Source organism: Atlantibacter sp. RC6 (assembly GCF_014193285.1).
Taxonomy (GTDB): domain Bacteria; phylum Pseudomonadota; class Gammaproteobacteria; order Enterobacterales; family Enterobacteriaceae; genus Atlantibacter.
Window position 1 is genome coordinate 44,047 of the sequence record NZ_JACHZE010000001.1, and the last position, 23,509, is coordinate 67,555.

A 23,509-nucleotide genomic window follows, 5' to 3' on the forward strand; every position below is an offset into this window, starting at 1 on the left:
TGTCCAGATTTGCGATTCTACGGAAATTTGAACGCGCGTCCAATTTTTTTGATACACTGGCGGTCCGCCGCAGAGGAGCCAGATATGAGTTACATGAACCGGGAAGATCGTCGTGAGAACGTGATGGAAGCCGCGATGCGCGTCGCGCTTTCAGAAGGGCTTGCCGCTATGACGGTGCGGCGCATCGCCAGCGAGGCCGGGATCGCCGCCGGCCAGGTGCATCACCATTTTGCCTCGTCGATGGCGTTAAAAGCCGAGACGTTTTTGCGCCTCAGCCGCCAGTCGCTGGATCTGGAGAGCGCCCCGCCGTTAAAAAGCTGGCGCGCAAAACTCAACTGGACGCTGGGGTTTGATAACCCCGATATCGAGCAGTATCTCCGGCTGTTTGGCGAAGCGGAAGCCCTCGCCCGGCGCGAAGCGGAAATGAAACAGGCGTGGATAATTTCGATGGAGATGTGGCATGACGCCACCACAGAGATTATTTCTCAGGGAGCCAGTGAGAATGAATTTCAACTGCGCGACAGCCCGGAGAATATTGCCTGGCGAATTATCGCTTTTGTCAGCGGGTTAGATGGCATTGTTAAGCTTGGATTATCCGGTATGGATGAATCGGCCTTTCGCCGTCACGTTGATATTATGATTAATAATGAATTAATCGCCCCATCATAAATTTGAAATATGAAAGTAACGCCATAAATATTTGTGAATTGCGTCACCATTACTTTTTATTACCTTTTTCACGGTAATCGATAACATTTACCGCTTAAGGTTTAATTATTACAATTAGTAACAATTAACCTAGCTGTTAATCCTCGCCACGCCCTGTCTCTGGTACTTTTTTATCTATTCTTGTTGTGTTCACCCATTCAATTTTGTCGCTTTATTATCAAACGGACGCGCAACTCTCCGCCGTAACCTTTTGTTTCTAATATTGATTCAGGCAAGGGGCGATCATGCTACCAACAACGACCAAAACCAATAGTCATTTATTAAAAGACTGGAAACCCGAAAACGACGCCTTCTGGAACAATAAAGGTAAAACCATTGCGCGCCGCAATTTAGTTATTTCCGTCGCCTGCTTATTATTAGCTTTCTGCGTCTGGATGTTATTTAGCGCCGTGGCGGTCAATCTCAATAAAGTGGGCTTTAATTTCACTACCGATCAGCTTTTTTTATTAACCGCCTTACCGTCATTATCCGGCGCTATTTTACGGGTGCCCTACTCCTTTATGGTGCCGGTGTTCGGTGGCCGCTACTGGACGGTGTTAAGCACCGTGATCCTGATTATTCCCTGCGTCTGGCTGGGCTTCGCCATTCAAAACCCGGCTACTCCGTTTGAAGTATTTATGATTATCGCGCTGCTGTGCGGATTCGCCGGGGCCAACTTCGCCTCCAGCATGGGCAATATCAGTTTCTTCTTTCCCAAAGCTCGCCAGGGCAGCGCATTGGGGATTAACGGCGGGATGGGCAACCTGGGCGTTAGCGTGATGCAGATGGTCTCCCCGCTGGTGATCACCCTGCCAATGTTCGTGTTCCTGGGGGTACACGGTGTCGAACAGCCGGACGGCTCGTCGCTGTGGCTGGCGAACGCCGCGTGGATTTGGGCGCCGCTGTTGCTGGTCGCCACCCTCGCCGCCTGGTTCGGGATGAACGATATCGCCAGCTCGAAAGCGTCGATTCGCTCCCAGTTGCCGGTGCTCAAGCGCGCCCATCTGTGGCTGTTAAGTCTGCTGTATCTGGCGACTTTCGGCTCGTTTATCGGCTTTTCAGCAGGCTTCGCTATGCTGGCGAAAACCCAGTTTCCGGACGTCAACATCCTCAAACTGGCGTTTTTCGGCCCGTTTATCGGCGCGCTGGCCCGCTCGGCGGGGGGCATGATTTCCGACCGCTTCGGCGGCGTGCGGGTGACGCTGATTAACTTCGTGTTTATGGCGCTGTTCAGCGCCCTGCTGTTTTTTACCCTGCCGGGCAGCGGTTCGGGCAGCTTCGTAGCGTTTTATCTGGTGTTTATGGGGCTGTTTCTCACCGCCGGTTTAGGCAGCGGATCAACCTTCCAGATGATCGCGGTGATTTTCCGCCGCATCACCATTTACCGGGTCAAGCTCAAGGGCGGCAGCGAGCAGCAGGCCCAGCAGGAAGCGGTGACTGACACCGCCGCCGCGCTGGGCTTTATCTCCGCCATCGGCGCGGTGGGCGGCTTCTTTATCCCGAAAGCCTTCGGCACCTCGCTGGAAATGACCGGTTCGCCAGTGGGAGCGATGAAGGTATTTCTGGTGTTCTACATCGTCTGCGTGCTGGTGACCTGGCTGGTGTATGGCCGCCCTCAACGCGGAAAAAAATAACACTCGTTTCGGCAGTATCATTCAGGAAGCCTTCTTCCTGTCAGGAGAAAGCAATGAGCAAACTTCTCGATCGATTTCGCTATTTCAAACTCAAAGGCGACACTTTTGCTGACGATCACGGCCAGGTGATGCACACCAACCGCGACTGGGAGGACAGTTATCGCCAGCGCTGGCAGTACGATAAGGTGGTGCGCTCCACCCATGGCGTGAACTGTACCGGCTCCTGTAGCTGGAAAATCTATGTCAAGAACGGCCTGGTGACCTGGGAAACCCAACAGACCGACTATCCGCGTACCCGCCCCGATTTGCCTAACCACGAACCGCGCGGCTGCCCGCGCGGCGCCAGCTATTCCTGGTATCTGTACAGCGCCAACCGGCTGAAGTATCCGCTGGTGCGCAAACGTCTGATCGAACTGTGGCGCGAGGCGCTGACTCATAACAGTGACCCGGTAGAAGCCTGGGCGTCGATTATGGCCGACCCGGAGAAAACCCACAGCTATAAAAAAGTGCGCGGGCGCGGTGGCTTTATCCGCTCCAACTGGCAGGAGCTGAATCAACTGATTGCCGCCGCCAACGTCTGGACCATTAAAACCTACGGGCCGGACCGGGTGGCGGGGTTCTCGCCGATCCCGGCGATGTCGATGGTCTCTTACGCGGCGGGCACCCGTTATCTGTCACTGCTTGGCGGCACCTGCCTGAGCTTTTACGACTGGTACTGCGATTTACCGCCCGCCTCGCCGATGACCTGGGGCGAGCAGACCGACGTTCCTGAATCCGCCGACTGGTACAACTCCAGCTATATCATCGCCTGGGGCTCTAACGTGCCGCAGACCCGCAGCCCGGACGCGCACTTTTTTACCGAGGTACGCTACAAAGGCACCAAGACCATCGCCATTACCCCTGACTACTCGGAAGTGGCGAAGCTGTGCGACCAGTGGCTGGCCCCCAAACAAGGCACCGACAGCGCGCTGGCGATGGCGATGGGCCACGTTATTTTGCGCCAGTTCCACCTTGATAACCCCGGCGATTACTTTATCAACTACTGCCGCCGCTATACCGATATGCCGATGCTGGTGTTGCTGGAGCCGCGCCCGGAGGGCTACTTTGCGCCGGGCCGGATGCTGCGCGCCAGCGATCTGCTGGACGGATTAGGCGAGGCCAACAATCCGCAATGGAAAACCGTGGCGTATAACCGCGCCGGAGATTTAGTGGTGCCCAACGGCTCGATTGGCTTCCGCTGGGGCGAACAGGGCAAATGGAATCTGGAAAGCCTGGCGGCAGGCGTGGAGACCGAGCTGGAACTGAGCCTGCTGGGGCGGCATGACGCCATCGACGAGGTGGCGTTCCCCTACTTCGGCGGCCAGGAAAACCCGCATTTCCGCTACGTCAAACACGACCCGATCATGCTGCATAAACTGCCGGTGAAAACCCTGACGCTGGCGGATGGCAGCGCAGGCCGGGTGGTCAGCGTTTACGATCTGATCCTGGCAAACTACGGGCTGGACCGCGGGCTGGACGACGAGCACTGCGCCAGCGACTTCAATGAGATCAAGCCCTACACCCCGGCCTGGGCGGAACAGATTTGCGGTGTGCCGCGCCAGCATATCGAGCAGATTGCCCACGAGTTCGCCGATACCGCGCTGAAAACCCACGGTCGCTCAATGATTATTCTCGGCGCGGGGGTCAACCACTGGTATCACATGGACATGAACTATCGGGGGATGATCAATATTCTGGTGTTCTGCGGCTGCGTCGGGCAAACCGGCGGCGGCTGGGCGCACTATGTCGGCCAGGAAAAATTAAGGCCGCAAACCGGCTGGCTGCCGCTGGCATTCGCCCTGGACTGGAACCGCCCGCCGCGCCAGATGAACAGCACCTCGTTTTTTTATAACCACGCCAGCCAGTGGCGCTACGAAAAACTCACCGCCCAGGAGCTGCTGTCGCCGCTGGCGGATCCGGCAAAATTTACCGGCCACCTGATTGATTTCAACGTGCGGGCCGAGCGCATGGGCTGGCTGCCTTCAGCGCCGCAGTTGGGGGTTAACCCGCTGCATCTGGCCGCGAGGGCCAAAGACGTCGGGATGTCGCCCATCGACTATACCGTGCAGTCGCTGAAATCCGGCGATTTGCGCTTCGCCTGCGAGCAGCCGGACAACGGACAGAACCATCCGCGTAATATGTTTATCTGGCGCTCCAATCTGCTGGGTTCGTCCGGCAAAGGCCACGAGTATATGCTGCGCTATCTGCTGGGCACTGAAAGCGGCATTCAGGGCGAGGACCTGGGCAGTACCGATGAGGTGAAGCCCGAAGAGGTGGAATGGCAAGGGGGCGCTATCGAGGGCAAGCTGGATCTGCTGGTAACCCTCGATTTCCGCATGTCCAGCACCTGCCTGTTCTCGGATATCGTGCTGCCCACCGCCACCTGGTATGAAAAGGACGATATGAATACCTCGGATATGCATCCGTTTATTCATCCGCTCTCCGCCGCCGTGGACCCGGCCTGGGAATCGAAAAGCGACTGGGAGATTTACAAAGGTATCGCCAAAGCGTTTTCGGCGGTGTGCGTCGGGCATCTGGGCAAAGAGATCGACGTGGTGTTGCAGCCGTTGCAACATGACTCTCCGGCAGAGCTGGCGCAGCCGTTTGATATCCTCGACTGGCGCAAAGGCGAATGCGATCTGATCCCCGGCAAAACCGCGCCGAATATTGTGGTGCTGGAGCGTGATTACCCGGCCACCTGGGAGCGTTTTACTTCGCTTGGCCCGCTGATGGATAAACTCGGCAACGGCGGCAAAGGCATTAGCTGGAATACCGAAAGCGAAGTGGAACTGCTCGGCAAGCTCAACTATCGCAAAGCTGACGGCCCCGCCGCCGGACGGCCAAAAATCGACAGCGCCATTGACGCCTCAGAAGTGATCCTGGCGCTGGCCCCGGAAACCAACGGCCAGGTGGCGGTAAAAGCCTGGGAAGCGTTGAGCAAAATTACCGGGCGCGAGCACCATCATCTGGCGCTGCCGAAAGAAGACGAGAAGATCCGCTTTCGCGATATCGTGGCCCAGCCGCGCAAAATCATCTCCAGCCCCACCTGGTCCGGGCTGGAGGATGAACATGTCTCGTATAACGCCGGGTATACCAACGTTCACGAGCTGATCCCCTGGCGCACCCTGTCGGGCCGCCAGCAACTGTATCAGGATCATCAGTGGATGCGCGCCTTCGGCGAAAGCCTGGTGACCTATCGTCCACCGGTGGATACCCGCAGCGTCAGTTCTCTGCGCGATATTCCCTCTAATGGCTTCCCGGAAAAGGCGCTCAATTTCCTGACGCCGCACCAGAAATGGGGCATCCACTCCACCTACAGCGAAAACCTGCTGATGCTCACCCTGTCGCGCGGCGGGCCGATAGTCTGGATCAGCGAAAGCGACGCCCGTGAACTCGGCATTGCCGATAACGACTGGATCGAAGCCTTTAACGCCAACGGCGCGCTCACCGCCCGGGCGGTGGTCAGCCAGCGCGTCCCACCGGGCATGACCATGATGTATCACGCCCAGGAGCGCCTGATGAATATTCCCGGTTCGGAGGTCACCGGGATGCGCGGCGGCATTCACAACTCGGTGACCCGCGTCTGCCCCAAACCGACCCATATGATCGGCGGTTACGCCCAGCTGGCCTACAGCTTCAACTACTACGGCACCGTGGGCTCGAACCGTGATGAATTCATCCTGATCCGCAAGATGCGCAATATCGACTGGCTGGATGACGAAGGCAATAACCAGGTACAGGAGGCGGCAAAATGAGAATACGTTCGCAAGTCGGTATGGTGATGAACCTGGATAAATGCATCGGCTGCCACACCTGTTCGGTGACCTGTAAAAACGTCTGGACCGGGCGCGAAGGCATGGAATACGCCTGGTTTAATAACGTCGAAACCAAACCGGGTATCGGGTATCCGAAAAACTGGGAAGATCAGGACCGCTGGGAAGGCGGCTGGATCCGCAAAATCAGCGGGCAACTGGTGCCGCGCCTCGGCGGCAAACTGGGGGTGATGTCGAAAATCTTCGCCAACCCGGTACTGCCGTCGATTGATGAGTATTACGAACCGTTCAGCTTCGATTATCAGCATCTGCATAACGCGCCAGAGGGCAAACACGTCCCCACCGCCCGCCCGCGTTCGCTGCTCACCGGCAAACGCATGGAAAAAATTGAATGGGGGCCGAACTGGGAGGAGCTGCTGGGCGGCGAATTCAGCAAGCGCCAGGCGGACAAGAATTTCGAAGCCATGCAGACCGAGATGTACGGCCAGTTCGAAAACACCTTTATGATGTACCTGCCGCGCCTGTGCGAGCACTGCCTCAATCCAAGCTGCGTGGCGACCTGCCCGAGCGGCGCGATCTATAAGCGCGAGGAAGACGGCATCGTGCTGATCGACCAGGATAAATGCCGCGGCTGGCGCTTGTGCATCAGCGGCTGCCCGTACAAGAAAATCTACTTTAACTGGAAGAGCGGTAAGTCGGAAAAATGCATTCTCTGTTATCCGCGCATTGAATCCGGCCAGCCCACGGTGTGCTCGGAAACCTGCGTCGGGCGTATTCGCTATCTCGGCGTGGTGCTGTACGACGCAGACCGCATTCTGGAGGCCGCCAGCACCGAACATACCACCGATTTGTACCAACGCCAGTGCGAGGTATTCCTCAATCCCAACGATCCGAATGTGATCGAAGAAGCACTGAAACAGGGCATTCCGGCTAATGTGATCGACGCGGCGCAGAAATCCCCGGTGTATAAGCTGGCGATGGACTGGAAGCTGGCGCTGCCGCTGCACCCGGAATACCGCACCCTGCCGATGGTCTGGTACGTGCCGCCCCTGTCGCCGATCCAGTCGGTGGCGGATGCCGGTGGCCTGCCGCGCACTGATTCGGTATTACCGGCAGTAGAAAGCCTGCGTATCCCGGTGCAATACCTGGCGAATATGCTGAGCGCCGGCGACCCGGCCCCGGTACTGCGCGCCCTGAAGCGCATGATGGCGATGCGCCACTATATGCGTTCGCAAACCGTGGAAGGCGTGACCGATACCCGCGCCATTGACGAAGTGGGCCTCAGCGAAGCTCAGGTGCAGGAGATGTATCGCTATCTGGCCATCGCCAACTACGAAGACCGCTTTGTGATCCCCACCAGCCACCGGGAAATGGCCCGCGACGCGTTCCCGGAACGCAACGGCTGCGGCTTCACCTTTGGCGACGGCTGCCGGGGTTCAGACAGCAAGTTTAACCTGTTCAACAGCAGCCGTATCGACGCCATCAACATCACCGAAGTGCGCGATAAAGCGGAGGGCGAATAATGCAACGCTTAAAAATTATCGCCCTGCTGATGGAATACCCCAATGAAGAATTGTGGGAAGCGGCAGACGAACTGCGCGCCGCCGTGGCGCAGGAGGCGCCGCGCTTGACCCCGTTTGCTGAACAGTTTTTTGCCGCCCCGCTGATCGACAAGCAGGCGGAATGGTGCGAACTGTTCGACCGGGGCCGCGCCACCTCTTTGCTGCTGTTTGAACATGTGCACGCCGAGTCGCGGGATCGCGGCCAGGCGATGGTGGACCTGATGGCGCAGTATGAAAAGGCCGGTTTGCAGTTAGACAGCCGCGAACTGCCGGACTGGCTGCCGCTGTATCTGGAATATCTCAGCATCCAGCCCGAGCAGGACGCATGTCAGGGGCTGAACGACGTGGCGCCGATCCTGGCGCTTCTGGGCGGGCGGCTCAAGCAGCGCCAGTCGCCGTACAGCCAGTTGTTCGATGCGCTGCTGGCGATTGCCGGTAGCCAGTACCGCAGTGATAGTGTGGTAAGCCAGGTCACCCAGGAAGCCCGGGACGATACGCCTCAGGCGCTGGACGCCATCTGGGAAGAGGAGCAGGTGAAATTTATCGACGACCAGGGTTGTAGCACCGATGCGTCACCGCTACAGCAACATCAACGGCGATTTAGTGACAACGTCACGCCTCAGTATCTGGATATCAGTGCCGGAGGTCCCAAATGATCAACTATCTGAACTTTTTCTTTTATGACATCTATCCATACCTGTGCGGAACGGTGTTTATCCTCGGCAGCTGGTTACGCTATGACTACGGGCAGTACACCTGGCGCGCGGGCTCCAGCCAGATGCTGGATAAAAAAGGCATGACGCTGGCGTCCAACCTGTTTCATATCGGGATTATCGGCGTACTGTTTGGCCATTTCTTCGGGATGCTGACACCGCACTGGATGTATGCGTGGTTTTTACCGATGGCGACCAAGCAACTGATGGCGATGTGGCTCGGCGGGATTTGCGGGGTGCTGACGCTGGTGGGCGGGTTAATGCTGCTGTACCGGCGGATTTTCAACCCGCGGGTGCGGGCCAGCTCCAGCACGGCGGATATCCTGATCCTCGCGCTGCTGATGGTTCAGTGCGCGCTGGGTCTGCTGACCATTCCGTTTTCCGCGCAGTTTATGGATGGCAGCGAAATGCTGAAGCTGGTGGACTGGGCGCAGGCGGTGGTGACCTTCCAGGGCGGCGCGGCGACCTATCTTGACGGCGTGGCGTTTGTCTACCGGGTGCATCTGGTGCTGGGTATGACCCTGTTCCTGCTGTTCCCGTTCACCCGGCTGGTGCATATGTGGAGTGCGCCGGTGGAGTACTTCACCCGGCGCTACCAGATTGTTAAATCCCGGCGCTAACTACCATTTAGCGGCTGCGTTTGGCGTGACGTTCCCAGTTTTCCAGCCGCTGGGCATCCGATTTTTTCAGTGCCACGTAACAAGCTCCGCTGCCGCCATGATGGGGCAGCGCGGTGCAAAAGGCCTGCACCTCTTCAAACTCCGCTAACCAGCGCGCCAGATAGCTGCGCACAATGTTGGTGTGGGATTTGTCTTCCCGTCCTTTGCCGTGAACGATCAGCAAATTGCGTAGCCCCTGCTGTTGTGCCTGATGGATAAAGGCAAACAGCTTTTGTCGGCACTGTTCAACCGGCATCCGCAACAAATTCAGGTTCGCCTGCTGGGGGTATTTGCCCTGGCGCAGCTTATCCAGCACGCCCTGCTGCACCCCTTCACGCTTGAATTCCAGCGGCTGATTGAGCGGCACAATATCCAGATAACCGGTGGTTAAAAAATTGTCGAGTTGCAGCACGTCTACCGACGCGACGGCGCGAGCAGGCTTCGGTTTTTGCCAGGTGGTGCATGAGGCGTTTTTCAGCGGTTTAACATCATCCATGGCCTCAAGAAAAAGTGATTTATCGTCAGGTTTCATATGCGGGGCTCCGGATGTCTTGCAGGTCAAACACTATAGCCGCCCTTGCCCCGAGCCTCAAGATAGCCATTCAGGTGTTCCAAACGGGCGGATATATTATTTTAGGAGTTTATTGATATTTCCTTAAATATATCTTCCCGGCGCTAAAAATATTTTTTATCGGCGAATAATTCAGCAATATTTATCTATCGAATCGTTTCGCTGTTATTTTTGTGAATTTAATCACTCAAATTAATTATTCATTTTAATTTTTCGTTGCTATACCTTAGTCAACCTGGCACACAGGAAATAGTACAGGAAATAAGCCCCGGACGCACTGCTGTGTACTATGGAGCCTGTTTGATGTCGACAGGCTCATTTTTTTTGATTTCCATTCATATTATCTGGAAATAAATAAACCCGCTATTTATTGCGCCCTTAGGGGTATATCGAATATATCTGGAACGTGCTATGTTGATGTACCCATTCTTTCCAGATAGCTGACGAGAATTCACCATGCTAACCCTTCTTGAAGATAAAATAGCCACCCCGCTGGGGCCGCTGTGGATATTGTGCGATGAGCAATTTCAGCTGCGCGCCGTGGAATGGGAAGAACACAGCGGCAGAATGGTTGAACTGCTCAATATTCATTATCGCCCCAGCGGCTATAACCGCGTCGCCAGTCACAACCCCGGCGGCCTGAGCGCGAAATTACAGGATTATTTTGACGGCGATCTGGCAGTTATCGACACGCTGCCCACCGCCACGGCCGGGACGCCGTTCCAGCGCGAAGTCTGGAAAGCACTACGCGCTATCCCGTGCGGGCAGATCCTCTCCTACGGCCAACTGGCTGCGCAGTTGGGCCGCAGCGGCGCGGCTCGGGCAGTGGGCGCGGCCAACGGCGCTAATCCCGTGAGCATTGTTGTGCCCTGTCATCGGGTGATTGGCAGCGGCGGCGCATTAACTGGCTATGCGGGGGGCGTTACCCGTAAAGAGTGGCTGTTACGCCACGAGGGTTATTTTTTAATTTAATTGAACTTAATTTTCGGAAGTTTTAATATCCCTATCAATCAAGGGGATAGCAAAAAAGTGCTACTTTTTTCATGTGTTTGTGATCGGTTTGCTGTTCCGGTCGATTTACCTGCTCAATAAAAAGATGTTAAAATTGACCAATATCAATGTAAGGCTTGAGCAGACCTATGATCCCGGAAAAGCGAATTATTCGACGCATTCAGTCTGGCGGTTGTGCTATCCATTGTCAGGATTGCAGCATCAGCCAACTGTGCATCCCCTTCACCCTCAACGAACACGAGCTCGACCAGCTTGATAACATCATCGAGCGCAAAAAACCGATTCAGAAAGGGCAAACGCTGTTTAAGGCGGGTGATGAGTTGAAGTCGCTGTATGCCATTCGTTCCGGTACCATCAAGAGCTACACCATCACCGAGCAGGGCGACGAGCAAATTACCGGTTTTCACCTGGCGGGCGATTTAGTGGGCTTTGATGCCATTGGCTCTGGTCATCATCCGAGCTTTGCCCAGGCGCTGGAAACATCCATGGTCTGCGAAATTCCGTTCGAAACGCTGGACGACTTGTCCGGTAAAATGCCGAACCTGCGCCAGCAGATGATGCGTCTGATGAGCGGCGAGATCAAAGGCGACCAGGATATGATCCTGCTGCTGTCCAAGAAAAATGCCGAAGAGCGCCTGGCCGCGTTTATCTATAACCTGTCGCGCCGTTTTGCCCAACGTGGTTTCTCCCCGCGTGAGTTCCGTCTCACCATGACCCGTGGCGATATCGGCAACTACCTCGGCCTGACCGTTGAAACCATCAGCCGCCTGCTGGGACGTTTCCAGAAAAGCGGTATGCTGGCGGTAAAAGGCAAATATATCACCATCGAAAACAGCGACACGCTGGCGCAACTGGCAGGCCATTCGCGCAACGTCGCGTAACCGCGCTTTTTTAAACGCCGTATCGTTAAATTTTTTTAATTTATTGATCCGGCGTTTGCTTCTCCCCTGTTTCATTCAATCTCTATGGGTTAATCTTACTTTACAGACTGTGGTTTGCAGTTGTAAGGAGACCCTGTATGGCAAATTATCAAAACATGCTGGTGGTGATTGACCCAGGCCAGGACGATCAGCCCGCGCTGCGGCGTGCGGTGTATTTGCATCAACGCATTGGCGGCAAGATCAAAGCCTTTTTGCCGATTTATGATTTCTCGTATGAGATGACCACCCTGCTGTCCCCCGATGAGCGCACCGCGATGCGCCAGGGCGTGATTAGCCAACGAACCGCATGGATACGCGAGCAAGCGCAGCACTATATCGAATCCGGCATTCCTGTTGAAATCAAAGTGGTCTGGCATAACCGCCCCTTTGAAGCCATCATCCAGGAAGTGAAAAGCGCTAAGCACGATCTGGTGCTGAAAATGACCCACCAGCACGACAAACTTGAATCCGTTATTTTTACCCCCACCGACTGGCACCTGCTGCGTAAATGCCCGTGCCCGGTGTGGATGGTTAAAGACCAGCCGTGGCCGGAAGGCGGTAAAGCGCTGGTGGCGGTAAACCTGGCCAGTGAAGAGATTTACCACACCGCGCTGAACGATAAACTGGTGCGCGAGACGCTGCATCTGGCCGAGCAGGTCAACCATACCGAAGTCCACCTGGTGGGCGCATTCCCCGCCACGCCAATTAATATCGCCATCGAACTGCCCGATTTTGATCCCAGCGTGTATAACGACGCGATCCGCGGCCAGCATTTAATTGCCATGAAGGCGCTGCGCCAGAAATATTCGATTGGCGAGAACATGACCCACGTCGAAAAAGGCCTGCCGGAAGAGGTCATCCCCGATCTGGCCGAGCATTTGCAGGCCGGGATTGTGGTGCTGGGCACCGTAGGGCGCACCGGGTTGTCCGCCGCGTTTTTAGGCAATACGGCGGAACAGGTTATTGACCATCTGCGCTGCGATTTGCTGGCGATTAAACCGGACGACTATCAGACGCCGGTTGAACTGGATGACGACGAAGACGATTAGCCTTAGCCGCTCTACCCGCACGCCCCTCGGGCGTGCTTTTTTTTGCTCATCGAATAGCTGTGGTTAAAATAGACACACCCCGATGCCTGGAGTAATATCGCTATTCTGATTCAAAATGGAGTTTGCTGACTGATGTCGCCGACAATTTATGATATCGCGCGGGTTGCAAAAGTTTCAAAATCTACCGTTTCACGAGTTCTGAATAAGCAAACCAATATTTCTGATGACGCCCGCGAGCGGGTTTTAAAAGCCATTGAAGAATTAAATTATCAGCCGAATAAACTGGCGCGCGCCCTGACGTCGTCAGGCTTTGACGCTATTATGGTAATTTCTACCCGCTCCACCAAAACCACCTCGGGTAATCCCTTTTTTTCCGAAGTTCTGCATGCCATTATCGCGCGCGCTGAGCACGAAGGTTTTGATGTGATATTACAAACTTCCAAGAACAGCGCAGAAGATTTAGAGAAATGCCTGACCAAAATAAAGCAAAAAATGATTAAAGGCATTATTATGCTCAGCTCGCCGCTGAATGAGCACGTTTTTGCCGAGCTGGATCAATATAATATTCCGGTGGTGGTTATCGGCAGGCTGAAAGGCCAGTATCAAAATATCTACTCAGTGGATACCGATAATTTTCAGGATAGCGTCACGCTGACCCAAACACTCATCGACAAAGGTTTTCAGCGTATCGCCTGCCTTCACGCCCCGCTCGACTATCATGTTTCACTCGACAGGCTTGAAGGGTGTAAAACCGCCCTGACCCGCAGCGGATTGAATATTGATGAAACCCTGATGGTTGATGGCGGATACACTCATCACAGCGCCCTAGAAGCTGCGGAAAAATTGTTAACCCGCACCCCACTTCCCGAGGCAATTTTCGCCACTGATAGTCTGAAGTTAATGAGTCTGTATCGCGTGGCGGCGCGTCTGAATATCGCCATTCCGCAACAGTTGGCGGTTATTGGCTATAGCGACGCGATTTTATCTTTTATGCTGACGCCGCCCCCCAGCGGTATTGAAGTCCCCATTCAGGCGCTGGGCGAAGCCAGCACTGCGCTGCTGTTTGATCGAATTGCCAATAAACCGACGCCTGGCTCCATCTTACTGGCCACTGAAAATGTGATTACCGGTTCACTGCCAGGATAAGTATTGAGCGCAGGTGCGTCGGCCTGCGCCCGATGGATATAAGAACGTTTTGGAAGGTTCGTCAGAAGGCGTAATTCACGCCAATGCCCGCGTAGTGGAAAATATCATGGGTATCGCCTTCGCGGTGCGTTTGCCATTCATAGGCATACTCCAGCGTCATCGATAATCCGTTATTAAAATCATGGGCGTACAGCAACCCCAGACGATTGTAATCGTGATCTTCGGGATCCGAACCGTCATCCTGCCAGTCCCAGTTGCTCCAGCGATCGATCGTTAAGCGGGTATAAGGCGTAAAGGTGTTGCTTCCCAGGGCGATGGGGAAATAGATACGCGCCTCATTAGTTGAGAATTCGCCCTGCTTATTACTGCTCACGGTGTTATAGCCGCGCTCAAGATAATAGTGCGCCTGAACCGAGAAGGTCTCATTAAAGTGATAATTCAAACCAGTTTCGGTTTCGACGCGGCTGTCGGAATAACCGGTCTGGTTGAGATCGTTAACAAACCGATACCAGGCCAGCCAGCCTTCAAAAGCCAGATCCTGATTAATTTTCACATTCCAGTCGGGCTGGATTTTCCAGCGCTGAGTATTGGCAGTCCCGGCGGGCGAGCCATCCGCATTTTCAAAATGGTAACCGTAATTGCGTACGCCGCCGGTTAACCCCAGGGAGAGATCGTCGTTTTCGATTAACTGATAACGCAGGTTAAATTCCGGGCGGTTGAAATAGGTGCCGCGCGACATCGAACTGTAATCAACCGGGCCTTCCTGATACATCACCAGGTTAATACTCCACGGCCCGTAAGCGGCATTGAAATAGACGGAGGGTTCATACAGCCCATCCATATCTTCCGCCTGGCCCTCGACGTTTTCAATTTCGTACATCGCGCCAATGCTGTATTTCCAGCTTTGTTGCGGTATTTCTTGCGCCTGGGCATACATTGCGCCAGCAACAGGCAACAGTAACAGCGTCCGAATTATGGCATTCATATTTTCGTTCCTTCATTTGTAGGTATTGCAGAGGTAATGCAAAGGCAAGACGAACGCCTGCCTTTGCGGTTATTACTCGATGGCGTGTTCCGTCTCGCTATTAAAGAAATGGGATTTGTTCATATCAAAATGAATAGGCAGCGTTTGCCCGGCGTGATAATGCCCGTCCGCGCTGGCGCGGACCACAAGTTCATGCCCACCGACCGTGGTATAAAGCATAAATTCCGCGCCGGTTAATTCCGCTACGCTAATATGCGCATCGGCGCTATTGTGCGACTGCGCCAGGGTGGAGATATCTTCCGGGCGAATGCCCATGACCACCGGCTTGCGGTGATATCCTCCGGCATTGAGGATGGCGCGTTTTTCTTCCGGCAGCGCCAGCTTCAGGGTTTCGGTAACAAAATGGCTGCCGTCGAATGCCCCACGCACAAAGTTCATTGCCGGTGACCCGATAAAACCCGCGACAAACATGTTGGCCGGATGGTTATAAACCGTTTTCGGCGCCCCCACCTGCTGGATAATGCCGTCCTTGAGGATCACAATCCGCGTCGCCATGGTCATGGCCTCGGTCTGATCGTGGGTGACGTAAATCATGGTGGTATTGAGTTTCTGATGCAGCTTGCTGATTTCAGCACGCATCTGCACCCGCAGCTTGGCGTCCAGGTTTGACAGCGGTTCGTCCATCAAAAACACCCCGGCTTCCCGCACAATCGCCCTGCCCAGCGCCACCCGCTGGCGTTGCCCGCCGGAGAGCGCGCCGGGCTTGCGCTTGAGGTATTCTTTCAGGCCAAGGATCTGCGCCGCCCATTCGACCCGTTCACTGATCACCTCAGGAGCGATTTTCTGCATCTTCAGCCCGAACGCCATATTGTCGTAGACGCTCATATGGGGATAGAGCGCGTAGTTTTGAAACACCATGGCGATGTCGCGCGATTTAGCAGGGACGTCGTTCATCCGCACCCCGCCGATATAGAGTTCGCCGTGGGTGATCTCTTCGAGCCCGGCAATCATGCGCAGCGTGGTGGATTTCCCGCAGCCTGACGGGCCGACGAAAACAATGAACTCTTTGTCAGCAATGTCGAGGGTGAAATCCTTAACCACGTGGACGTTATTGTCATAAACCTTCTGAATGTGTTGTAAGGAGAGTTGTGCCATGTGAATCCCTTAACGGCGAACCGCTGTCGCCCTGTCTGTGAGTTCCATAAGCCCGGCAATCCGCCGCCAGGTCAGTTCTTCCGTGCTGTTAAGCCGTAAATCCGCATCGGTAAGCGTGGCCCCGATACCAATCGACACCATGCCGCTGGCGTTAATCGCCGCAATCCCGGCCTGGGCGTCCTCCACGCCGATACAGCGTGTCGGCGTAGCGCCCAGCCCGGCGCAGGCCGCGAGAAATATTTCCGGATCGGGTTTGGAATGGGTAATGCGGCTGGCATCGGCGCAGTAATCAAACATCGCGGTTAATCCGAGCGCCTGTAATATGCCCGGCGCATTTAACGACGCGGACGCCAGGCCAATGCCGATGCCGCGCGTTTTAAGTTCATCCAGCAAGGGCGCAATTCCCGGCAGAATGGATTCTGGCCCCAGAGAACCCAGCAGTTCTACGTAGCGGTCATTTTTACGGCTGGCGATCGCCACCTTCTCCGTTGCGCTAAAGAGTTCTGCCTTGCCGCCAAACTGCAAAATACGCTCAAGCGACGCCATCCGGCTGATGCCTTTTAACGACTGGTTCACCTCGTCATCTATCCGGATGCCCAGCTCTGCGGCTACCGATTGCCACGCGATAAAGTGCAGATGCGCGGTATCGGTAATTACGCCGTCTAAATCAAATATCAGTGCCTGTAACATGATCCCTTCCCGGGAGCGCTCCCATCCTGAGTTAAATAAAATCCTGATACGCCCAACTTCCCTGGCCGCTAAATGAAACCGATTGTCCGTACAACCTGAAGGTTAACGGCGCGGAGGTAGTCATCGTCAGATGTGTTGGCGTGAGTTCCAGCGTCAGCCTGATGCCCTGGTAGCACAGCGGGAAACGCAGCCGCCGCCAGCCCTGCGGCAGGCGCGGGGCAATGCACAGCCCTTGTTCAACGCTCACGCCGGCAAAGCCTTCAATCACGCCCAGCCAAATCGCGCCTGTCGCGGCGGCATGGATACCGTCGTCGCAGCTGTGCGGATCGTCGCCAAGATCGATTTGACTCCCCTCGCGCCAGAAGCGATACGCGGTCTGCGGATCGTTACAGCGCGCCGCCACGATGCCGTGAATGGTTTTGCTGAGCGACGAATCATGAATAGTGCGCGGCAGATACCAGGCCAGGCTGGCTTTCTGAACGTCTGGCGTAAACAGCCCCGGCTGGAGATAGAACAGCATCACCACATCCGCCTGCTTGAGGATTTGCATTTCGTTGACTTCAGCCCGCGAGTAATCCTGCAAAATGGTTTGCTTGCCCGCCAGCGCCTGGTAACGGCTCAGGTCGATACAGGGCTTACTGAAAAAGCTGTCATCCTGAGGCACGACATGGCTCGAATCCGCCTGCGGCAGCCGTAAACGGGCGATAAAATCCGCCGCTTTGGCCTTAAAATCCGCGGTTAGCCGCGCTGCCGGGCCATGCTTGAGGGCGTTTGCCACGTTGTACAGCGCCATATAATTGGTAAAGGCGTTGTTATTGACGTGCTCGGTATATTCATCCGGCCCGATAACGTCGTGAATTTCCAGATGGCCGTCGACCTCGGTGGTGCGGCTAATCCAGAAGCAGGCGGTTTGATACAGCAGCTCTCCCCCTTCCCGCTGCAAAAACGCCTCATCGCCGGTAATATCCACATAGCGCATCACCGCCCAGGCAATATCGGCCACCAGATGATGCTCCGCCAGCGCCGATGCGACACGCTGGCGCTGGCCGGTACGGATGTTAATGGCGGCGAACTCCGGCGTCTCTTCTTCACCCGTGCGGGCGCTTTCCCACGGAAACAGCGCGCCCTGATAGCCGCAGCGCCGGGCTTTGTGCTGCGCGCCGGGCAGATTATGCCAGCGATAGCGCAGCAGCTGACGCGCGGTTTCAGGCCAGAAAGGCAGTAAAAATACCTCGGTGTCCCAGAATACATGGCCCTTATAACCCTCGCCGGTGAGCCCTTTCGCCGCAATGCTGGCGCGTTCGTCATGCGCCGGCGTCATGGCATGCAGGTGATAAAGAGCAAAATCCAGCGCCTGCTGATCCTGCGCGTCATCGCAATCCAGCTCCACCCGGCTTTGCCGCCACCAGGGCGCCATAGCCTGACGCGACTCATCCAACAGGGCCTCATAGCCCCGATCTGCCGCCGTTTTTAACGCCGCCAGATTCTGCGCCTCAAAGCCATCATGGGTGTGATCAGGGTCGCCCGCGATCCAGCAGATTTTTTCACAACACAACGTTTCGCCCTGGGCGACATGGGCCGTGGCGTGCTGCAACAGTTTGCGGTTAACGGCGCTGATGCGATTAACCGCATGGGTCACCGTGCAGTGGCAGCCGATAGACACATCGATCTGGCTACCCTGCACGCGATAAACGCCCTGCAAGTAGCGCTCGTCATACACCCGCAGCGAGATTTCATCCAGATGCTGCCGCCCGCTGTTGGTCTGGGTCGCGTCAATGCCAGTGGTCAGTTTTATCTGCGCCGCGCCGTGCAGCGGGGTTATTGAAAGCCGCATGGCAAACAACGATTTTTGAGCGGCAGAAAGAAAGCGGCGGCTTGTGATGCGGTAGCGCCGCCCGTTCGGGGCGCGCCAGAGCACATCACGCATAACTTCGCCGCTGGAAAATGACAGTTCGCGCCGCCAGTCGAGGATTTCTCCGGATAGCAAACTAAAAATGGCTCCATCGATTTCTAAATCCATGCCCACCACGTCGGGCAAATTAATCAGCTCGGTGACGTCCCGCTCCCCTGCGCGGTGGTACAAGCCTGCCATGTACATGCCGCGGTTTTGCTGGCTGTAACTCTCTTCGTGGGTGGCGCGGATACCCAGATAGCCGTTTCCTGCCGCCATCAGCGTGGCGTATTTGTTCAGGCAATGCGGGTCGAAGCGCGCTTCATTTAGCGTGGTCATCGGTTTCATAGGGCGACGGTGACTCCCTGCTCAGCGGCGTCATAAATTGCCTGTACCAGCCGCTGGATCTGATAGCCCTGCTCCGCATCGGCCAGGGCTACCGGGCTGCCTTTCACCGCATCAACAAAAGCGGTCATGGAGCGGAAATGACGCAGGTCATCCGCCGCTTCTCGCTGCATCAACGTGACCAGTTCTCCGGCTTCATCGTGATAAATATGCGCCGGGAACAGCGTACCGCCGGCTTTATCCCCGCAGAACTGGACGTTCATGATGCTTTGTTCAGGAATATTCAGCGCGAACGAGGTTTCCAGGCGCAGAATGCCGCCGTTAGTGAATTCGAGCGTGGCGAACAGCGCGTCTTCAACGGTGTAACTCGCCGGGTCCCATGCGCCGAATTGCCCATTGTTTTTGGTGGTCCCCAGTTTCTGGAAGCTGTGGGCGGTGACGCATTTCACCGCCGGGAACCCCAGCACAAACAGCGCGGCATCCAGCATATGGATACCGATGTCAATAAGCGGCCCGCCGCCCTGGAGCGCTTTATTGGTGAATACGCCCCAGCCCGGAACGCCGCAGCGGCGCAGCGCACGGGCATTCGTCACGTAGACTTCGCCCAGCGTGCCCGCTGCGACCTGCTCGCGCAGCAACTGCACGTCAAGGGCGAAACGATGGTGGAAATCATAAGCCAGTAGCCGATCGGCTTTGCGCGCCGCCAGGCGCATCTCGTCCGCTTCCTGCGGCGTCATCGCCGGCGGTTTCTCACACATCACGTGGCAGCCCGCCGCCAGTGCGGCCAGCACATGCTGATAATGAAACCGATTGGGCGAACAGACGCTGACCACATCCGGGCGCAGCGTCGACAACAGGGTATCCACATCATCAAACGCCGCGCAGCCGTACTTATTGGCAAACGTCTGCGCCTGTTCTGGCCGGTTATCGCAGACGCCCACCAGCTCGGTATCCGGACAGGCGTGATAAAACGATGCGTGAACCCGTTCGGCAATATTACCCGCGCCGATAATGGCAACGCGCAATTTCTTGTCGCTACCGCTCATAGTGCTCCGCCCCTTAGCATGACCGTAAGAAAGCGAGTGACTGGCGGTAGGCGGCGGCAGGATCGTCGGCGCGGACGCGGCACTCGTATACGACCCACCCGTCATAATCATTGGCGCGCAACGTATCAAAATGCTTCTTGAAATCGATGCAGCCGCTACCCGGCTGGTAGCGATGATTATCCGCAAGGTGAACATGACCGAGCAGGTCGCGATGGGTAGTCAGCGCCGCGCTCAGGTCGTCCTCTTCAATGTTCATATGGTAGAAGTCGCCGATGATCTGCACGTTGCGATACTCGCCTTCGTCGATATAGCGACGCGCGTCGGCGAGGGTGTTGATCATGTGATCCTGATAGCGATTCAGCGGCTCAAGGAAAATTATAGTGCCTGTGCGGCGCGCCACCGCATCAAGCTGGCGCAGCGAATCGCTCACCGCTTTGCGATCCCCCTCGACGCTACGCGGCGAAACCATCGGTGGCAGACGGTAAGTAAACATCCCCCAGGCGGCGGGAACGATAATCCCCTTGCCGCCCACTTCCGCCAGCGCCTCCAGAATGCGGGTGATCTGCGCGATACCGTTCAGGCGGCGCTCTTCGATAAAGTCGCCAATCCAGCCGTCATAGCCGCCGCAGGCGGTGACCACCGGTAAGCCGGTCTCCTGGATAGCGGCTTTGACTTCCGCCAGATTGTCTACCAGCAGCTTGCCGTCGATTTCAAAGCCGTCAAAGCCCATTGCCTTGATATAACGGAATTTCTCTTCGATATCCTGCGGGAAAAATGCCTGATTCTGGGTTGCGATTTTCATTTTCTACCTCCGTGTAATTTAAAACGTGACGCCCATTTTGATGCTCAGCTCCGGCTGGCGATCGACATACTTCATGTAGCTCTCCGGGCTGCTGGCGAAAGTCACCACCGGGTCGATTAATTCTTCGCAGTTGAGATAACCGTTCATCAGTAATTCCCAACAGGTTTCTTCAATGCGTTTGCGATTCCAGCGCGGGTAGTCCGGGTTGGGCTCGCTACTGGCGCGGGAAAAGACTATTTTGGCGTTATTGAAATGCGCCTCACGGCCCAGGTTGAACCCCGCCGGGAAGGGTTTGGCGAACGCGATATAGGAAATGGTGCCGCCATAGGCCAGGCCGCGCAGCGCGCTTTGCAAGGCATCGGCATAACCGCTGGATTCGATAATGCTGTCGGCGCCCTGCTTGCCGGTCAGCCGTTTGATCTCCAGCCCGACATCGCACTCCAGCGGGTTAAGGCAGAAATCTGCGCCGTGTCGCCGGGCGATATCACAGCGATGAGCAATAGGATCGATGCCGATGACAATCGACGCCCCCGCTTTTTTGGCAAGCTGGATGGCGATTTGCCCAATCGCGCCGAGACCAAACACCACCACGAAATCCCCGACCCGTACATTGGCGTCGCGCACACCGCTCATGGCGAACTGCGCCGGATCGTAGCAAACCGCGTTTTTCCAGCTTGCGCCGTCAGGCATTTTGCGTAGCTTGTAGTTGTTCACGCCATTAACAATGACGGTTTCCTGAAGCGGGCCATAGGTACAAACGCGATCGCCTTTTTTCACCGCGCTGACCTCTGCACCGATCTCAATCACATCGCCCACGACCATATTGCCAAGCTGGAATTGACCGAACTGGATACCGCGCGGGGCGCCTTCCGGGCGCGGCATAAACATTTGCCATTCCGGGTTAAAATCTTCATCAATGAACGGGCTGGCGGCGCGGAAGTCCACCACTTCAGTGCCGTGCTTCGGCGCGCCGAACAGCACCTTAATTTTGACTTCATTGGCCGCCACCGGGCGGTCCTGATACTCCACAAGCGCCGCCACGCGCGGCTCAGATGCGATTAACTTTTTCATTAACAATCCCTGAATATTAAGTGCGGTTAGCCTTTAACGCCGCCCGCGGTTAAGCCACTTTTGATAAAACGTTCGGAAAGCGCGTACATCACCACTACCGGCAGCGCGGTCACCAGCGATGCCGCCATCATGCGTCCCCAGATGTAATCAGGGGTGCTGAACAGCGCGTTCAGCCCAACGGGAAGCGTGAAGTTGCTGGCGCTGGACAAGAAAATTGAGGCGAACAGAAAGTCGTTCCACGCCACCATAAAGCAGTAAACAAATACCGAGATCAGACCGGAAATCGCCAGCGGGACGGTGATATAAAAGATGATCTGCAACCGGTTCAGGCCATCCATCATGGCGGCTTCTTCAATTTCGTCCGGCAGCGTGTCGAAGTAGCTTTTCAGCATAAACACCGCCGTTGGCAGGGTCTGGGTCACCATGGTGATAATCAGCGCCATTTCCGTGTCGTAGATCCCGAGAGCGGTGATGATTTTGAACAACGGCACCACCAGCAAAATCCCGGAAAACATATACACGGTGTAGAAGCTGGCATTGACCGCCATGCGTCCTTTAAAGCGCAGTTTGGACAGCGCGTAGGCCCCGAGGATGCCAATCGCCACCGCCAGCCCGGACGACACCAGCGACACCACCAGGCTGTTCTGGAAATAGGTGACGAACGGAAAAATAGTCGGGTTAAAAATGTCGAGGTAGTGCTGGAGCGTCCAGTGCTGCGGCAGCAGCGTCGGATGCAGCGAGATCGCCTCTTTTGAGCTTTTGAACGACGTCATTAGCATCACAAAAAAGGGAAACAACGTAATACCAAGAAACAGCATCAGCCCGATATAAAAGCCGACGCGCGGCGCAAGGCGTTTATTTATTGCCATGGAGATTTACCCGTTTTCTGGAAATCAGGATCACGGCGAACACAATGGCGAACAGCACCACAGATATCGCCGAGGCTTTGCCTAAATCGTTAAATGCGAACGCGGTTTTGTAGAGATAGACGCCGAGAATGTCGACTTTGGTGGTCAGTAGCCAGACGTCGGCGAACATGTAAAACATCCAGATAGTGCGCAGCGTGATCACCGTCGCCAGCACCGGCATAATCGCTGGCAGTGTGACGATACGAAACCGCTGCCAGGCGTTCGCGCCGTCCATTTCCGCCGCTTCGTACAGTGATTTGTCGATGGTCTGCAAAATCGCCAGGAACGAGATAAACGCGTAAGGGAAATAGCGCCAGATAGCGAACAGCACCACCAGCACAAAACTGCTGCCGGGGTTGTCGAACCACAGCGGGGCTTTTTCGTACAGATGCAGGACATCCACGCCGAGGTAGTTCACCAACCCGTAACCGTTGTTGAACATGTACTTCCAGGCGAACACCAGCGAGATCGACGGCGTAACGTAAGAGAGGATCACCAGCGAGCGCGCGGTTTTGCGAAAACGAAATTCGCGGTTAAAAAACAGCGCGACCGCCAGCCCCAGGCCAGAGCTCCCCATGACCACCAGCGCGGTGTACCAGAAGGTGGTCCACAGCGCGTGCCAGAATCCAGGATCGCTGAGAATGCCGACATAGTTCGCCAACCCCACGAAATGCGCGGCAATGCGCGGATTCAACGGCAGGCGCAGAAAACTGATTTCAACATTCGAAAGCATTGGCCATGCCACCAGGCCGCCCAGCAAAACCAGGCTGGGGGCCAGTAGCATCAGAGCGAATGGCAAATCTGAACGACCAGAAAATACCTTCATAACAC

General features: G+C 55.8%; 20 protein-coding genes. 10 read left to right on the forward strand and 10 right to left on the reverse strand.

Annotated features, from left to right (window positions below; translation table 11 throughout):
- Positions 1-84: 84 nt before the first annotated feature.
- The 6 genes from FHW74_RS00195 (at position 85) to narI (ending at position 9,049) form a co-directional block, all read left to right on the forward strand.
- Positions 85-669, forward strand: a complete 585-nt coding sequence (locus tag FHW74_RS00195) for a TetR family transcriptional regulator (protein WP_183168589.1) — start codon at positions 85-87, stop codon at positions 667-669.
- A 284-nt stretch (positions 670-953) separates the two neighbouring features.
- On the forward strand, positions 954-2,342 hold the full coding sequence (locus tag FHW74_RS00200; protein WP_183168590.1) for a NarK family nitrate/nitrite MFS transporter: 1,389 nt from the start codon (positions 954-956) through the stop codon (positions 2,340-2,342).
- A gap of 53 nt (positions 2,343-2,395) precedes the next feature.
- Complete coding sequence (locus FHW74_RS00205) at positions 2,396-6,136, forward strand: nitrate reductase subunit alpha (protein ID WP_183168591.1); 3,741 nt, start codon at positions 2,396-2,398, stop codon at positions 6,134-6,136.
- Positions 6,133-7,677, forward strand: a complete 1,545-nt coding sequence (gene narH, locus FHW74_RS00210) for a nitrate reductase subunit beta (RefSeq protein ID WP_183168592.1) — start codon at positions 6,133-6,135, stop codon at positions 7,675-7,677. The genes FHW74_RS00205 and narH overlap by 4 nt, the downstream gene beginning before the upstream one ends.
- Positions 7,677-8,372, forward strand: a complete 696-nt coding sequence (gene narJ / locus FHW74_RS00215) for a nitrate reductase molybdenum cofactor assembly chaperone (protein WP_183168593.1) — start codon at positions 7,677-7,679, stop codon at positions 8,370-8,372. Before narH ends, narJ begins: the two co-directional genes overlap by 1 nt.
- Positions 8,369-9,049, forward strand: coding sequence for a respiratory nitrate reductase subunit gamma (narI, locus tag FHW74_RS00220; RefSeq protein ID WP_183168594.1), 681 nt, complete (start codon positions 8,369-8,371; stop codon positions 9,047-9,049). The genes narJ and narI overlap by 4 nt, the downstream gene beginning before the upstream one ends.
- Positions 9,050-9,056: 7 nt before the next feature.
- Here narI and smrA read toward each other — a convergent pair whose 3' ends face one another.
- Entirely contained in the window at positions 9,057-9,620 is a 564-nt protein-coding gene (smrA, locus tag FHW74_RS00225; protein ID WP_183168595.1) for a DNA endonuclease SmrA, read from the reverse strand.
- Between the two features lie 495 nt (positions 9,621-10,115).
- Between smrA and ogt the strand changes: the two genes are divergently transcribed.
- From ogt to FHW74_RS00245, 4 genes are all read left to right on the forward strand, one after another.
- Entirely contained in the window at positions 10,116-10,631 is a 516-nt protein-coding gene (gene ogt / locus FHW74_RS00230; RefSeq protein ID WP_183168596.1) for a methylated-DNA--[protein]-cysteine S-methyltransferase, read from the forward strand.
- 167 nt (positions 10,632-10,798) lie between these two features.
- Positions 10,799-11,551, forward strand: a complete 753-nt coding sequence (fnr, locus tag FHW74_RS00235; RefSeq protein WP_125293384.1) for a fumarate/nitrate reduction transcriptional regulator Fnr — start codon at positions 10,799-10,801, stop codon at positions 11,549-11,551.
- Positions 11,552-11,688: 137 nt separating this feature from the next.
- Entirely contained in the window at positions 11,689-12,639 is a 951-nt protein-coding gene (uspE, locus tag FHW74_RS00240; RefSeq protein ID WP_183168597.1) for a universal stress protein UspE, read from the forward strand.
- A gap of 132 nt (positions 12,640-12,771) precedes the next feature.
- A complete protein-coding gene (locus FHW74_RS00245) occupies positions 12,772-13,785 on the forward strand; it encodes a LacI family DNA-binding transcriptional regulator (protein WP_183168598.1) in 1,014 nt (337 codons plus the stop codon).
- Between the two features lie 61 nt (positions 13,786-13,846).
- Here the strand turns inward: FHW74_RS00245 and FHW74_RS00250 are convergent, their stop codons facing one another.
- The 9 genes from FHW74_RS00250 to FHW74_RS00290 form a co-directional block, all read right to left on the reverse strand.
- On the reverse strand, positions 13,847-14,770 hold the full coding sequence (locus FHW74_RS00250) for an OmpG family monomeric porin (protein ID WP_183168599.1): 924 nt from the start codon (positions 14,768-14,770) through the stop codon (positions 13,847-13,849).
- Between the two features lie 72 nt (positions 14,771-14,842).
- Positions 14,843-15,925 (reverse strand): ABC transporter ATP-binding protein, encoded by a 1,083-nt coding sequence (locus FHW74_RS00255; RefSeq protein WP_183168600.1) that lies wholly within the window; start codon positions 15,923-15,925, stop codon positions 14,843-14,845.
- Between the two features lie 9 nt (positions 15,926-15,934).
- Positions 15,935-16,615 (reverse strand): beta-phosphoglucomutase, encoded by a 681-nt coding sequence (gene pgmB, locus FHW74_RS00260; RefSeq protein ID WP_221192210.1) that lies wholly within the window; start codon positions 16,613-16,615, stop codon positions 15,935-15,937.
- Between the two features lie 31 nt (positions 16,616-16,646).
- Positions 16,647-18,854 (reverse strand): glycoside hydrolase family 65 protein, encoded by a 2,208-nt coding sequence (locus FHW74_RS00265; protein WP_183168601.1) that lies wholly within the window; start codon positions 18,852-18,854, stop codon positions 16,647-16,649.
- Positions 18,851-19,897, reverse strand: a complete 1,047-nt coding sequence (locus FHW74_RS00270) for a Gfo/Idh/MocA family protein (RefSeq protein WP_183168602.1) — start codon at positions 19,895-19,897, stop codon at positions 18,851-18,853. Before FHW74_RS00270 ends, FHW74_RS00265 begins: the two co-directional genes overlap by 4 nt.
- Before the next feature lie 13 nt (positions 19,898-19,910).
- Entirely contained in the window at positions 19,911-20,699 is a 789-nt protein-coding gene (locus FHW74_RS00275; protein WP_183168603.1) for a sugar phosphate isomerase/epimerase, read from the reverse strand.
- Between the two features lie 18 nt (positions 20,700-20,717).
- Positions 20,718-21,770, reverse strand: a complete 1,053-nt coding sequence (locus FHW74_RS00280; protein WP_183168604.1) for a zinc-binding alcohol dehydrogenase — start codon at positions 21,768-21,770, stop codon at positions 20,718-20,720.
- A gap of 26 nt (positions 21,771-21,796) precedes the next feature.
- Positions 21,797-22,639: a carbohydrate ABC transporter permease gene (locus tag FHW74_RS00285; RefSeq protein WP_183168605.1), complete on the reverse strand. Its 843-nt coding sequence runs from the start codon at positions 22,637-22,639 to the stop codon at positions 21,797-21,799.
- A complete protein-coding gene (locus tag FHW74_RS00290; protein ID WP_183168606.1) occupies positions 22,626-23,504 on the reverse strand; it encodes a carbohydrate ABC transporter permease in 879 nt (292 codons plus the stop codon). Before FHW74_RS00290 ends, FHW74_RS00285 begins: the two co-directional genes overlap by 14 nt.
- Between the last annotated feature and the right edge of the window lie 5 nt (positions 23,505-23,509).